The sequence below is a fragment of the Caulobacter sp. FWC2 genome (genome assembly GCF_002742625.1).
GTDB lineage: Bacteria > Pseudomonadota > Alphaproteobacteria > Caulobacterales > Caulobacteraceae > Caulobacter.
This window is the reverse complement of sequence record NZ_PEBF01000001.1, coordinates 4,433,052-4,447,359: the sequence shown is the minus strand read 5'-3', so window position 1 is coordinate 4,447,359 and position 14,308 is coordinate 4,433,052. Positions and strand designations below refer to the sequence as shown.

Genomic DNA, 14,308 nt, shown 5'->3' with positions numbered 1-14,308 from the left:
AGCCTTTGCTCGCCGCTTCCGCCGCGCATAACAGCGATGTCCAGCTTGGGAGATCGCTATGCGCCAGTGGACCATCGACGCCTTCGCCAGCGGCCCGTTCAAGGGCAATCCAGCCTGTGTGGTCGAACCCTTTGACGCCTGGCCTTCCGCCGCGTGGATGCAAGCCCTGGCGGCCGAGAACAACCAGGCCGAGACGGCCTATCTGCTGAAGACGAACGACCCGGCGCGCTACGGCCTGCGCTGGTTCACGCCGGCCCTTGAGGCCCCGCTGTGCGGCCACGCCACCCTGGCGGCGGCGCACACCCTGTTCGAAGAGCTGGGCGTCGACGTCCCGTTGCTGACCTTCGACACGCTTTCGGGGGCCTTGACGGTCAAGCGGACGGGCGAGGGGCTGGAGATGGACTTCCCGGCCGATCCGCCGCGCCGGACCGAGGTCCCGGCGGGTCTGGCCGAAGCGCTGGGCGCTGAACCTGTCGAGGTCTGGGCCGGGGCCTATCTTATCGCGGTGATGGACAGCGAGGCGACGGTGCGCGGCCTGAAGCCCGATCTCGCCGCGATCAAGCGGATCGAGGGTGAGGCGACCGGCGGTCCTGGCCAGACGGTGGTCGTCGCGACTGCCGATCTCGGCCAGCCCTACGCCGTGGTCAGCCGCTTCTTCGCGCCGGGCTTCGGCATCCCTGAGGACCCGACCACGGGCTCGGCGCACTGCATCCTGACGCCGCTCTACGAGTACAAGCTGGAGAACAGCCCGCTGAAATTCCATCAGGCCTATCCCGGTCGGGGCGGGGACCTGGAATGCGAAAGCCGCGGCGCGCGCGTTCTGTTGCGCGGCCGCGGCTTCACGGTGGTGGAGAGCCGGCTCCGGGTGGAGCCGGCCTAGCTTAAGCCACTACCAGCGGTTCGGGCCGCGATGGTCACGATCCCCATAGCCGTAACCGTAGTCGCGGTCGTGGCGCTCGTAGCGGATCTGGGCGCTGATGCGGTCGAAGCGGCGATCCAGGTCGGCGCGCTCCCAGCCGCTGAGGCCGCCGCGACGATACTGGCGCTCCAGGCGCTCGGTGTCGCGCAGTTCGGCGCGCAGGCGGTAGGCTTCACCACGGCTCAGCGAGCCGTTGCGCACGCCGATGTCGATGCGGCGGTCGAGCATGGCCTGGCGGTCGTTGACCGACTGGGCCGAGGCGATGGCGGGAACGGCGGCGGCCGACAGGGCCGAGACCGCGGCGATCGAGATCAGGATCTTTTTCATTGGTTCGGTTCCTCTCTGAAACTTGTCCCGTCACTCCGGGGGAAGCGACGTTGAGCTAAGAGAAACACGCGCAGCCTGAAGCGGTTCTGAGCCGCTCGTTATGTTCTGTTCATCTTGTGTCGAGGGACCGACTTAGGCCGCCTGGGCCAGGCGCGCGGCGGTCATGGCCGCTTGGATCGCGTCATAGAGCTTGGTGACCTCGATCGGCTTGGCCACGTGGCCGTCCATGCCGGCCGCCAGATAGTCCTCGACCTGGTGGGCCAGGGCGTTGGCCGTGACGGCGATGATCGGCGTGCGGACGCGGCCCTGTTCGCTTTCCAGGGCGCGGATGGCCCTGGCGGCCTCGACCCCGTCCAGGACGGGCATGTGGATGTCCATCAGCACGATGTCGAACGTGCCGGCCCGCCAGGCCTCGACGCAGGCCCGGCCGTCGGCGACCGTGGTCACCTCGGCGTTGAGCGGGGCCAGGACAGCGGCGACGACCTTCTGGTTGGTCGGATTGTCGTCGGCGGCCAGCACGCGCAGGCGGGCCGTCTCGGCCGGGGCGGCCTCCGGCGCGGCGGCGTGGTCGTCGTCGATATAGTGGACGTCGACGATCGCTTCCTCGCGGGGAAGCGAGAGCAGGACGGTGAAGGTCGAGCCACGGCCTTCGCGGCTTTGGACCTTGATCGAGCCGTCCATCAGCGCCGCCAGCTCGCGGCAGATGGCCAGGCCCAGGCCCGAGCCGCCGAAGCGGCGCGTGGTCGAGCTGTCGGCCTGGACGAACTTGTCGAACAGGCGCGGCAGGATCTCGGGCGAAATGCCGATGCCGGTGTCGGCCACATCGATGCGCAGGCCCGAGCCGTCCTCGGCCGAGGCGAAGCGTACGGCGACCGCGCCTTCCAGGGTGAACTTCAGGGCGTTGGCGATCAGGTTGCCCAGGATCTGGCGCAGGCGGTCGGAGTCGCCGCGCCACAGGCCCTGCGCCTCGGGCGCGACGGCGACCTCGAAGGCCAGGCCCCGGTCGCGGGCCTGGGGCGCGTAGGTCTCGCGAATCGACTGGGCCAGTTGGGCGATATCGAACGGTCGGTCGGTGATCTCCAGGCGGCCGGCCTCGATCTTGGACAGGTCCAGCACATCGTTCAGCACGCCCAGCAGCACCGCGCCCGATTCGCGGATCACCTTCAGGCGCTCGCGCTGGGTGTCGCTCATCTTGTCCATGGCCATCAGCTCGGCCATGGCCAGCACGCCGTTCAGCGGCGTGCGGATCTCGTGGCTCATATTGGCCAGGAAGTGGGACTTCAGGACGTTGGCGGCGTTGGCGTCGTCGCGCGCCTTGACCAGCTCGGCCATGGCGCCGCGCAGGTCGTGGTCATTGGCTTCCAGCCGGCACACCAGGTGGTTGAAGCTGTCGGTCAGGCTCTGGAAGACGTCGTCGTCGGACGTCTGCTCGACGGCCTTGAACCGGCCGCCGACGGCGGTCTCGTGCATGGCTTCCGACAGGCGCTCCATCGGTCGGGCCAGGCGGCGCGCCAGGCTGTTGGCCAGAAGAATCGCCAGGCCCGCCGCACCGAAGAACAGGGCGCCGGTCAGGGCCAGGTCGCGGGCCAGGGTCTGGCCCAGGCCCGGATGCTCGGCCAGCAGCACAAGGGCGCCGACATTCTGAGAGCCGAGACGAATGGGATGGGACAGGGTGTCGGTGTCGGCCGGGTTGGACTCGCCCAACTGGGCGACGACGCGGCCCTGGGTGTCGACGATGCGCACGCCCGCGACGCTGGGGGCCTTGGCCACCGCTTCCAGGGCGCGATAGACGCCGACCATGTTGTGATCCGCCAGCGGCGCAGCGGCGCCGGCGGCGGCCATCTGGGCCAGGATCTCGTGATTGGCGCGGGCTTCCTGCCGCGCGACGCTCCATTGCTGCAGCATGAAGCACAGGCAGGCGGCGACCAGCGCCAGCACGGTCGTGGCCAAGGCGACGCCGGCGATGCGCGCCTGCAGCGGTGCGTGTGTGGACCCGCTATAGTTGTGGATGTTGGTCATCCCACGTCCAGGTATTCATTACTGTTGCGACAGTGTGCCGCAAGGTTCCTAACGGTTCGCTTCCAAGGCGAGTGAGGGGGAGGGTTAGTAGCGCGACAAAACAACGCTAAGGCGCATTTTCCTGATTGCTTTTGCATTAACAATCTATTTACCTTTCTTCTTAGTGTTTCGTTAAGGAGGCGGGTTTGGAAAAGGTTTTTGTCGCTCAGCGAGTGGCCAACAAGCTGTTCGCAACCGAAGCTGCGGTGGACGCGGCGATGGTCGAAGTCACGGAAATGATGGCCGAGCTGATTCAGGCCCGTAAGGACCTGAACCTGTCGGCGACGGTGGGGAACGGCGTCAGCGCCAAGTTCGCGGAAGCCGTCCAGGCTCTGGCGACGGCGCGGACCGCGATCGTCGAGGCTCACACCCAGCTGGATGAGACGCGTCTGCGCGTCGGTATCCGCACCCGCCTCGGCGGCGTGATCGGCAAGGAGGATGAAACTCCCAGGACTGCGGGCATGCGCACTGCGGTCTGAAGGCCCCGTAAGAGCACATTGCAATAGTTTAATACCTTGGGCCTCTAATTTCGGTTAGAGGCCCAAGTCATGCATGCGCACTTCCAACTAGTCGTTCTGATTGGCTGGCTGCTCATCACCAGCGTCTGCTTCGCAGCATGGCGCTGGGGCGAGCAGGCCGAGCGCCTGGGCGGCATGCTCGTTTTCGGCGTTTCCGTCAGCTTCGCGCTGGCTGACCAGCTTCCCAGCCGTGAGCTGACCCGCGGCGCCTACCTGCTATTGGACGGTGCGCTGGCGCTGGGCTTGCTGGTTCTGGCCCTCAGATTCGCCCGCGCCTGGGTCGGGGTGGCGGTCCTGCTGCAAGCGGTTCAGTTCAGCCTGCACGCCTACTATCTGGTCGCCGGCAAGCGCTACGACAACTTCTACGCCATGGTGAACAACCTCGTCAGCCTGGGCGTCCTGCTCAGCCTGGCTGCTGGGACGGTCCTGGTCTGGACCCGGCGTCGGAAGGCGACCGCTGAGGCAAAATAATTGCCGCAGCCGGACGAAACGTCCTGCGTTCCGCAAAAATCTCCCCTTGCAATCCGAGGCGAAACGCGGTTCTTCGCCGGCGGGCCACATCCCCCCAACGGGATGCAGTCCATCTGTAAGGATGGGAGACATCGATATGACGACCCTCGCCAAGCCGGCGATCCGCCCGGCTCGCCCCGAGTTCTCTTCCGGCCCCTGCGCCAAGCGCCCTGGCTGGACCCCCGAAAATCTCAGAAATGCTGTCTTGGGCCGTTCGCACCGCTCCAAGCTGGGCAAGGCGCGCCTGAAGGCCGCCATCGACCAGACGCGGCAAGTGCTGGAAGTCCCCGCCGACTTCCTGATCGGCATCGTCGCCGGTTCGGACACCGGCGCGGTCGAGATGGCCATGTGGTCGATGCTCGGCGCTCGCCCCGTGCAACTGATGGCCTTCGAGTCCTTCGGTAAGGACTGGGTCACGGACGTCACCAAGCAACTCAAGCTGCCCGACGTGGAGGTGCTCATCGCCCCGTACGGCCAGCTGCCCGACACGACCAAGGTCGATCCGGCCAAGGACCTGGTCTTCACCTGGAACGGCACGACCTCGGGCGTGCGCGTCCCCAACGCCGACTTCATCTCCGCCGAGCGTGAAGGCATCACCATCTGCGACGCCACCAGCGCCGCATTCGCCCAGGACCTGGACTGGGCCAAGCTGGATGTCGTGACCTTCTCCTGGCAGAAGGCCCTGGGCGGCGAAGGCGCGCATGGGATCCTGATCCTGTCGCCGCGCGCCGTGGCCCGCCTGGAAAGCTACACGCCGGCCTGGCCGATGCCGAAGCTGTTCCGCATGACCAAGGGCGGCAAGGTTTCCCTCGACATCTTCGAAGGCGCGACCATCAACACCCCTTCCATGCTTTGCGTGGAAGACGCCCTGGACGCCCTGAAGTGGGCCTCGTCCATCGGCGGTCTGCAAGCCATGCAGGGCCGCGCCGACCAGAACCTGGCCGTGCTGGCCGACTGGGTCGCCAAGACCCCGTGGGTGGACTTCCTGGCGGCTACGCCGGACATCCGCTCCAATACCTCGGTGTGCCTGAAGGTGGTCGATCCCAAGATCGCCGCCCTGCCGGAAGACGCCCAGGCCGACTTCGCCAAGAAGCTGGCCAGCTTGCTCGAGAAAGAGGGCGCGGCCCTCGACATCGGCGGCTATCGCGACGCCCCGGCCGGCCTGCGCATCTGGTGCGGCGCCACGGTGGAGGCTTCCGACCTGGAAGCCCTGACGCCCTGGCTCGACTGGGCCTTCGCTACCGTCTCGGCCGAACTGGCCGCCGCTTAAGTCATCAGACCCCCTCCGGCCCTTCGGGCCACCTCCCCCATGAAGGGGGAGGAGTAACCGGCTTCCTCCCCCTTCATGGGGGAGGTGTCGGCGAAGCCGACGGAGGGGGCTTCTCCGCACCCCATTCTCCGCAAGGAAATCCTCCATGACCGCTCCCCGCGTTCTCATCGCTGACAAGCTCAGCCCCGCCGCCGTCGACATCTTCAAGAACCGTGGCGTCGACTTCGACATCAAGGTCGGCCTGTCCAAGGACGAGCTGATCGCCGTGATCGGCGACTATGACGGCATCGCCATCCGCTCGGGCGCCAAGCTCGACAAGGACGTGATCGCCGCCGCCCACAAGCTGCAGGTCATCGCCCGCGCCGGCATCGGCGTCGACAATGTCGACATCCCGGCCGCCACGGCCAAGGGCATCGTCGTGATGAACACGCCCTTCGGCAACTCGATCACCACGGCCGAGCACGCCATCGCCATGATGTTCGCCCTGGCCCGCCAGCTGCCCGCCGCCGACGCCTCGACCCAGGCCGGCAAGTGGGAGAAGAACCGCTTTATGGGCGTGGAGCTGTACGCCAAGACCCTGGGCCTGATCGGCGCCGGCAACATCGGCGGCATCGTCGCCGACCGGGCGCTCGGCCTGAAGATGAAGGTCGTGGCCTACGACCCGTTCCTCAGCCCCGAGCGCGCTGTTGAGATGGGCGTCGAGAAGGTCGAGCTGGACGATCTGCTGGCCCGCGCCGACGTCATCACCCTGCACACCCCGCTGACCGACAAGACCCGCAACATCCTGTCGGCCGAGGCCCTGGCCAAGACCAAGAAGGGCGTGCTGATCGTCAATTGCGCGCGCGGCGGCCTGGTCGATGAGGTCGCCCTGCGCGCCCTGCTCGACAGCGGTCATGTCGGCGGCGCCGGCTTCGACGTCTTCGTCACCGAGCCGGCCAAGGAAAACCCGCTGTTCGGCTCGGACCGCGTCGTGGCCACCCCGCACCTGGGCGCCAGCACCTCGGAAGCGCAAGAGAACGTGGCCCTGCAGGTGGCCGAGCAGGTCAGCGACTACCTGCTGACCGGCGCCGTCACCAACGCCCTCAACAGCCCCTCGATCACCGCGGAAGAAGCCCCCAAGCTGAAGCCGTACGTGGCCCTGGCCGAGAAGATCGGCGCCCTGGCCGGCCAGATGGTCGACTTCGGCATCACCGCGATCGACATCGCCTTCGAGGGCGAGGTTGCCAACCTCAACGTCAAGCCGATGACCTCGGCCGCCCTGGCCGGCGTGCTGAAGCCGATGCTGGCCGAGATCAACATGGTCTCCGCCCCGGCCATCGCCAAGGATCGCGGCATCACCGTCTCGGAGAGCCGCCAGGAAGTCAGCCCCACCTATGACAGCCTGATGCGCGTGACCATCACCACCGAGAAGGGCAAGCGCAGCTTCGCCGGCACGGTGATCGCCGGCGCCCCGCGCGTCGTCGAGGTCAAGGGCATGGAGCTGGACGCGGCCTTCTCGCCGGCCATGCTCTATATCAACAACCTGGACAAGCCGGGCTTCATCGGCGCGCTGGGCATGCTGCTGGGCGAGGCGGGCGTCAACATCGCCACCTTCAACCTGGGCCGCGTCTCGGCCGACGAGGACGCCATCGCCCTGGTCGGCGTCGACCAGGCGCCGGCCGCCGACCTGCTGGCCAAGATCCAGGCCCTGCCGCACGTGAAGGAAGCGCGCGCGCTGACGTTCTAGGATTGGAACCCTTCTCCCCTTGCGGGAGAAGGTGTCATCCGCAGGATGACGGATGAGGGGTTGCGCCGAGCTGTCCGTGCCACCCCTCACCCGACCCTTCGGGCCACCCTCTCCCGCAAGGGGAGAGGGAAGCATGAAAGCCCCCATGTCCCTGATCACCGCTCGCAAGATCAACCGGCTGGGCTTCGCGGTCTTCGTCGCCGCCGTGGTCTTCACGCTCTACGCCGCCCTGGCGCCGGGCGATGACACCCAGGGCCTGATCCCGTGGGACAAGGCCAAACACTTCATCGTCTTCTACGGCCTGACCTTCCTGGCCACGGCGGCCCTGCCTAAAAGCCGGTTCTGGAAGATAGGGCTCGTGTTGCTGGGCTTCGGGATCGGCATCGAGATCCTGCAAGGCCTGCCGATCATCGGCCGCGACGCGGACTTTTTTGATGTGGTCGCCGACACCTGCGGGATCGGCTTCTTTTTCGGGCCGATCCTTGTGCGCCAGGCGCTGGACGCCCGTCAGGCGCCCGATCAGGCGTAGGCCAGATGCTCGGCCTGGAAGTAGAACAGCCACTCCAGCTTCAGCACGTTGATCAGCTCCCGGAAGCTGGGCGGCTCGTAGCGCGACACCACGTGCAGCGGCACGCCGCGGATCTTCAGGATCTCGACCAGCAGCACCAGTGAGGTGTCGACCGAGGCGATCCGCGCCGCCCGCTCGATCACCGTGCTCCAGTCGACCAGGCTGTAGCCCTCGACGAACCGCAGGCGCACCTCCTTCTCGGGCGCGCGATGCGGGAAGGGGATGGTGCGGCTGCTGCAAGTCTCGTTGATCAGACAGTACGGAACGCCGTCATCCAGGCCCAGTTCGCGGAACAGGCGCTCTTCCTTCTCCCGGTCGCGCCGAAGTTCGACGTGGTCGGCCCAGTCGTCCATCGCCACGCCGGCGACCTCGTACTTCAGGTCCATGGTCTGTTCGGGCGCGTACCGCCACGAGAAGAACAGCGACAGATAGGTGTAGTTGGGCCCCTCGATCGGACTGCGGGCGATCTTGTCGTGCAGGAACATCATCTCGTCGCGGAAATCGAAGTTTTCCGTGTCGAGGATCGGTGTCTCGACGTTGGCCGGCATGACCAGGGTGTCGTAGACCCATCGGTGCTTTTGCAGCACGGGCAGGATCACGCGGCGGCCGTCCTGGGCGTAGGTCTTGACGATCTTCTGGATGAAGAACAGGTCGCCGACCATGCCGGGCTGGAAAATGATGACCGGCTTCATGCGCCCCGCCGAATCGTGAAGGCCTTAGTCTCGCACACCTGTGCCGATATGCTCAGAAGCTGTCCACCCGCACGCTCCACGGCTTGGACATCCCCGCCGCCGCGTCCAGCCCGCCGACGATCCAGCGCCGGGTGTCGGCCGGGTCGATGACCGCGTCGATCTCCAGGGCGGCGGCCATGCTGGTCGCCTTGCCGGCCGCGTAGAGCCGGGCGACGAGCTGGTCGTAGAGCGCCTTCTGCTTGGCGGGATCGGTCTCGGCCTCCAGTTCCTTTCGGTAGCCCAGCTTGACCGCGCCCTCCAGGCCCATGCCGCCGAACTCGCCCGTCGGCCAGGCGGCGATGAAGGCCGGCGCGTGGAAGCTGCCGCCCGCCATGGCCTGGGCGCCCAGGCCGTAGCCCTTGCGGGTCACGACGGTGAAGAGCGGGCTGCGCAGCTTGGCGCCGGCGATGAACTGGCGGCTGACCCGGCGCACGGCGGCGGCGTCCTCGTTGTCCGGCCCCACCATGAAGCCGGGGGTGTCGCACAGGCTGAGCACCGGCAGGGCGAAGGCGTCGCACAGCTGCAGGAACCGCGCGGCCTTCTCGGCCCCCTCGCAGTCGATGGCCCCGCCCAGATGGCGCGGGTCGTTGGCGATCAGGCCCATCGGCCGACCCTCGATGCGGATCAGGCCGGTGACCATGCCGGCCGCGAAGCCGCCGCGCAGCTCCAGGAACGAACCTTCGTCGACCAGGCCGGCGATCAGAGCGCGGACATCATAGACCCGCAGCCGGTTCTCCGGGATCGCATTGCGCAGCCGCCGCTGGTCGGGCGCGGTCCAGGTCGCCAGCGTTCCCTGGAAATAGGACAGGGCCTGCTTGGCCAGCCGGGTGGCGTGGGCCTCGTCGTCGGCCAGGATATCGATGACTCCATTGGCCCACTGGTGCGCCGACGGGCCGATCTGCTCGGGCTTGAAGACCCCCAGGCCGCCGCCCTCGATCATCGCCGGCCCGCCCATGCCGAGGTTGCTGTCGCGGGTGGCGATGATGATCTCCGACAGGCCGGCGATGGCGGCGTTGCCGGCGAAGCAGCGGCCGGCGACGATGGCGATCTTCGGGACCAGGCCCGACAGCTGGGCGAAGCTGCGGAACGTCGGCACGTCCAGCCCCGCCACGGCCGTGGTGTCGGTGTCGCCCGGCCGGCCGCCGCCGCCTTCCGCGAACCACACGACCGGCAGCTTCTGGTCGGCGATCACCGCCATCAGCCGGTCGGACTTGCGGTGGTTCATCGCCCCCTGCGTGCCCGCCAGCACCGTGAAGTCGTAGGCCAGGGCCGCCGTCCGCGCCTTGTCCGCCGGGAAGAGGCCGCCATTGACGGTCCCGATGCCGGTGATCAGCCCGTCTGCGGGGGTGCTCGCGATCAAGTCCTCGGTCGATCGCCGCCGCTTCTGGGCCGCGATGGCCAGGGCCCCGTATTCCAGGAAGCTGCCGGGATCGACCAGGTCGTCGATATTCTCCCGCGCCGTGCGGTGGCCGGTCTTGCGGCGCTTGGCGACGGCGTCGGGACGGGCCTCGTCCAGGGTGTAGCGGTGACGGGCGATGACCTCGGCGAGGTCGGGGCGGATGGCGTCGAGGTCCTCGGCGACGGCCTCGGCGGCGACGGCCGCGTCCATCTCGACCGGCTCCAGGAACACCAGCGGCTGGCCCTCGGCGACAGTCGCGCCGGGCGCGGCGGCGATCTTCAGCACCCGTCCGCCGGTCGTGGCGTGGACCAGGTGCTCCATCTTCATGGCCTCCAGCACGGCGAGGGCCTGGCCGGGGCGGACGAGATCGCCCTCGGCCACCGCGATCGAACCGACCGTGGCCGAAAGCGGCGCGGCGACGGTGACCGCGCCGTCCAGGGTCTCGAAGGTCTGGGCGGCGCTGTCTTCCGGCAGGCCAGCGACCAGCTCGGCGGCGTGGTCCTCAATGAACCGCGTGGTCGGCCTCTCCGGCGCGGCCGCCAGGATCGCCTGCACCAGCGGCGCGGTGGTCGAAACGCCCGTGATGGCGAACTCCGCCAGCGCCCGGTCGAGCCGCGCCGAGGCCTCGGCATGGGTCCGTCCGCGCGCGATGACCTTGGCCAGCAGGCTGTCGTAAGCGCCGCCGACCGTCGTCCCCGCCGCGACGCCGGCGTCGACCCGCACGCCCGGACCGCCCGGCGGGCTCCAGACGCCGATCGTGCCGCTGGAAGGCTTCACCAGGCCATCGGCGGTCAGGGTCTCGGCATTGATCCGCGCCTGGATGGCTACGCCGAAGGCGGGGGGAGCCTCCAGGTCCAGGGGCTGGCCGGCCGCCAGGTCGAACTGCAGCCGCACCAGGTCCAGCCCCGTGACCTCCTCCGTCACCGTGTGCTCGACCTGCAGGCGCGGATTGACCTCCAGGAAGAAGGCCTCATAGCTATCGGCGTCGATCAGGAACTCCACGGTCGCCAGGCCGCGGTAGCCGGCGCACAGCGTCTCGGCATGTTTCCAAAGCTCGGTCCGCAGAGCCTCGGGCAGGACGGCCGGGGCGATCTCGACCAGCTTCTGGTTCCGGCGTTGCAGCGAGCAGTCGCGGTCGCCGATCGCCAGGACACGGGATCCGTCGCCGACGATCTGCACCTCGATGTGCCGCGCCCGTTCGATCCGCTTCTCGGCATAGAGCCCCCCGTCGCCGAACGCCGCCTCGGCTTCGCGCGCGCAGGCGGCGAAGGCGGAGTCCAGCTCGCCGGGATCCAGCACCGCGCGCATGCCGCGCCCGCCGCCGCCGGCCCGGGCCTTCAGCATGATGGCGCCGTGCTCGGCCTGGAAGGCGCGGGCGGCGTCGAGGTCGATCGCGCCGGTTCCGGGGATCAGCGGCGCGCCGCGCTCGGACGCCAGCGCGCGGGCGGCGGCCTTGTCGCCGAAGGTCTCCAGATGCTCGGGCGAAGGGCCGACGAAGACGATCCCGGCCTCCGCGCACGCTCGCGCCAGGGCGGGGTTCTCGGACAGGAAGCCATAGCCGGGATGCAGGGCGTCGCAGCCCTGCGCCTTCGCCGCCGCTACGATCGCGGCGATGTCGAGATAGGCCCGCGCGCCCGGACCGGGCAGGGCGACCGCCTGGTCTGCGGCCGTCACGTGGGGGCTGCCCGCGTCGTCGGTCGCGTAGACCGCCACGCTCGCAAGCCCCGCCTCCGCCGCCGCGCGGGCGATGCGGACGGCGATCTCGCCACGGTTGGCGATCAGGACGCGGGACAAGGACATGGAGGCTCTCTTCATACGGCCGTTTGAGACACTTTGGCCGGTCCCGCCCGACTCTCCAAGGCTTGACTCTCCCCCTTCACAAGATCAGAACAAAAGTGGAACAAGGAGTGTGGAATGGCCGGCTCGCGCGAGGCGCGTCTTGCGGCCCTCAGAGGCCGGATCGCCGCGATCGAAGCGGGGACTCGGACTCCGAATCCCGTCCTGCCGTTCGGGGAACCGGCCATCGACGGGTGCTTTCCGGGCGGCGGCCTGCCGCTGGGCGGTTGGCACGAGGTGACGGGCGCGGGACTGGAGAGCGAGACCGGGGCGGCCCCCGCCGCCTTCGTCGGCCTGCTGCTGCGGCCGTTGGTGAAGACGGGCGCCATCGTCTGGATCGCCCGGCGCAGCGACCTGTTCGCGCCCGGTCTGTTCGGCCTGGGCTTCCCGACCGAGCGGTTGATCCAGGTCCGCACCCGCGACGAGGCCGAGACCCTGTCGGTGCTGGAGGACGCGCTGTCCACTCAAGGGGTCGCCGCCGCTGTCGGCGAGGCCGAGGCTCCGGACCTGACCGCCGGCCGCCGCCTGCAGCTGGCCTGCGAGAAGCGGGGCGGCCTCGGGGTGGTGCTGCACCGAAGACCGTATGGCGGCCGGGCGGGGCAGGGCCAGGCGGTGTCCGGCTCGGCCTCGTTCAGCCGCTGGCGGATCGGGCCGTCGCCGACCCCGCCGCCGGCGGACGACATCGGCCTTGGCCCTCCACGCTGGCGGGTCGAACTGGAACGGTGCCGGGGCGGACGTCCCGGCGCCTGGATCTTGGAAGCACAGGAGGCCGGCCATGGCCCGCATCCTTTCCGTCTGGTGTCCCAACTGGCCGATCACGACGTGGCGCCGGCGGAACCCGGGCTACGACACGTCGGCTGAAGCGCCCCCGTTCGCCCTGCTGGCCACGGAAGGCGGGACCCGGCGCCTCGTCGCCGTCGACGAGGCTGCCCGCGCCCTTGCCCTTGGCCCCGGCCAGAAGGCCGCCGACGCCATGGCGCTCGTGCCCAACCTCGTGACCTTCGACCACGACCCGGCCGCCGACCGCGCGGCGCTGGAAGCCCTGTGCGACTGGTGCGTGCGCTTCTCGCCGGCCGTGGCGATCGACGGGAGCGACGGCCTGTTCCTGGACATCACCGGGACCGACCACCTGTGGGGCGGGGAGGGCGACATGCTGGTCGACCTCGTCGGCCGGCTGGCCCGCTGGGGCGTGCCGGCCCGCGCCGCGATCGCCGACACGGCCGGGGCGGCCTGGGCTCTTGCCCGCTTCGGAGACGACCTGGCCCTCGTCGCGCCGGGCGAGCAGCGCGCGGCGATTGCGGGCCTGCCCGTCGCGGCCCTGCGGCTGGAGGACGCCGCCGAGGCCCAGCTGCCCCGCCTGGGCCTGCACCGGGTCGGCCAGCTGTTCGCCCTGCCGCGCGCCCAGCTGGCCAAGCGCTTTGGCCTCGCCTTGACCCTGCGCCTCGACCAGGCCCTGGGCATGGCGGCCGAGGCCCTGAGCTTCCGCCGCCCGGCCACGCCGTGGTTCGACCGCCTGGCCTTCTTCGAGCCGATCAGCGCGCCCGAGGATCTGGCCCGCGTGACCGGCGACGCCCTGGCCCTGATCTGTCAGCGGCTGGAGGCCGAGGGGCGCGGGGCCAAGCGCTTCGAGGTCGTGTTCCACCGCCTGGACGGCCAGGCCTATCCGATCCGCGCAGGCCTGGCCCGCATCGGCCGCGACGCCAGGCGGCTGACCAAGCTGATGGTTCCCAAGCTGGACATGGTCGACCCCGGCTTCGGCATCGAGGTGGTCACCGTCCACGCCGCCGCCGTCGAGCCTCTGGCGGCGGCGCAGGACCGGCTCGACGCCGAGACCGGGACCAGTCTCGACGAGACCCTGGCGCCCCTGGTCGACCGCCTCGTCAATCGCCTGGGCGAGACCCGCGTCTGGCGCGCCGATCCCTATGCCAGCCACGTGCCCGAGCGCTCGGTGATCCGCAACGCCCCGCTCGACCCGATGCCGGCGACGGGCTGGGACCCCGACCGCCCACGCCCGGTGCGGCTGTTCAAGCGTCCGGAGGCGATCGTCGCCATCGCCGCTGAACTGCCTGACTATCCGCCGCGCCTGTTCACCTGGCGCGGCCGTCCGCACCGTGTCCGCCGGGCCGAAGGTCCCGAACGCATCGGCCAGGAATGGTGGCGCGCCGGCGTCGGCGAGACCGATACCGGCCCCGGCAAGATCCGCGACTACTACCGGGTCGAGGACGATGCGGGCGGGCGCTTCTGGATCTTCAGGCAAGGGCTGTTCGGCGGCGACGAGGCCCCGAAGTGGTGGATCCATGGCCTGTTTGGATAGCGTCCCGGAAGATCCTCCCCCGCTCGCGGGGGAGGTGGCCCAGAGGGCCGGAGGGGGCCAGCGCGGCCGGCTTCCAGCTCGCCCCCTCCGTCGGCTCCGCCGACACCTCCCCCGCATACGGGGGAGGATCTG

Annotated in this window: 11 protein-coding genes and 1 pseudogene; 8 read left to right on the top strand and 4 right to left on the bottom strand. The window is 69.3% G+C overall.

The window, feature by feature from the left end:
* Positions 1 to 58 precede the first annotated feature (58 nt).
* Positions 59 to 880, top strand: a complete 822-nt coding sequence (locus CSW62_RS21025) for a PhzF family phenazine biosynthesis protein (protein WP_099581229.1) — start codon at positions 59 to 61, stop codon at positions 878 to 880.
* A gap of 9 nt (positions 881 to 889) precedes the next feature.
* Here CSW62_RS21025 and CSW62_RS21020 read toward each other — a convergent pair whose 3' ends face one another.
* On the bottom strand, positions 890 to 1,246 hold the full coding sequence (locus CSW62_RS21020; RefSeq protein WP_099581227.1) for a hypothetical protein: 357 nt from the start codon (positions 1,244 to 1,246) through the stop codon (positions 890 to 892).
* Positions 1,247 to 1,378: 132 nt separating this feature from the next.
* Positions 1,379 to 3,284: pseudogene (locus CSW62_RS21015) on the bottom strand (ATP-binding protein).
* A 166-nt stretch (positions 3,285 to 3,450) separates the two neighbouring features.
* On the opposite strand from CSW62_RS21015, the gene CSW62_RS21010 reads away from it, so the two are divergent.
* From CSW62_RS21010 to CSW62_RS20990, 5 genes are all read left to right on the top strand, one after another.
* A complete protein-coding gene (locus CSW62_RS21010; RefSeq protein ID WP_099581223.1) occupies positions 3,451 to 3,783 on the top strand; it encodes a hypothetical protein in 333 nt (110 codons plus the stop codon).
* Between the two features lie 69 nt (positions 3,784 to 3,852).
* Entirely contained in the window at positions 3,853 to 4,293 is a 441-nt protein-coding gene (locus CSW62_RS21005) for a hypothetical protein (RefSeq protein ID WP_099581221.1), read from the top strand.
* Between the two features lie 136 nt (positions 4,294 to 4,429).
* Complete coding sequence (locus CSW62_RS21000; RefSeq protein WP_099581219.1) at positions 4,430 to 5,602, top strand: phosphoserine transaminase; 1,173 nt, start codon at positions 4,430 to 4,432, stop codon at positions 5,600 to 5,602.
* Between the two features lie 145 nt (positions 5,603 to 5,747).
* Entirely contained in the window at positions 5,748 to 7,328 is a 1,581-nt protein-coding gene (serA, locus tag CSW62_RS20995; RefSeq protein ID WP_099581217.1) for a phosphoglycerate dehydrogenase, read from the top strand.
* A gap of 145 nt (positions 7,329 to 7,473) precedes the next feature.
* Positions 7,474 to 7,857, top strand: coding sequence for a hypothetical protein (locus tag CSW62_RS20990; protein ID WP_099581215.1), 384 nt, complete (start codon positions 7,474 to 7,476; stop codon positions 7,855 to 7,857).
* On the opposite strand, the gene CSW62_RS20985 is transcribed toward CSW62_RS20990, so the two are convergent.
* Positions 7,848 to 8,588, bottom strand: coding sequence for a hypothetical protein (locus CSW62_RS20985; RefSeq protein ID WP_099581213.1), 741 nt, complete (start codon positions 8,586 to 8,588; stop codon positions 7,848 to 7,850). The genes CSW62_RS20990 and CSW62_RS20985 overlap by 10 nt on opposite strands.
* Positions 8,589 to 8,640: 52 nt before the next feature.
* Complete coding sequence (locus CSW62_RS20980) at positions 8,641 to 11,826, bottom strand: carboxyl transferase domain-containing protein (protein WP_099581211.1); 3,186 nt, start codon at positions 11,824 to 11,826, stop codon at positions 8,641 to 8,643.
* Between the two features lie 114 nt (positions 11,827 to 11,940).
* Here CSW62_RS20980 and CSW62_RS20975 point away from each other — a divergent pair, with 114 nt between their 5' ends.
* Positions 11,941 to 12,723, top strand: a complete 783-nt coding sequence (locus CSW62_RS20975) for an ImuA family protein (protein WP_199170658.1) — start codon at positions 11,941 to 11,943, stop codon at positions 12,721 to 12,723.
* A complete protein-coding gene (locus tag CSW62_RS20970; protein WP_099581209.1) occupies positions 12,638 to 14,176 on the top strand; it encodes a DNA polymerase Y family protein in 1,539 nt (512 codons plus the stop codon). The genes CSW62_RS20975 and CSW62_RS20970 overlap by 86 nt, the downstream gene beginning before the upstream one ends.
* Positions 14,177 to 14,308: the final 132 nt, after the last annotated feature.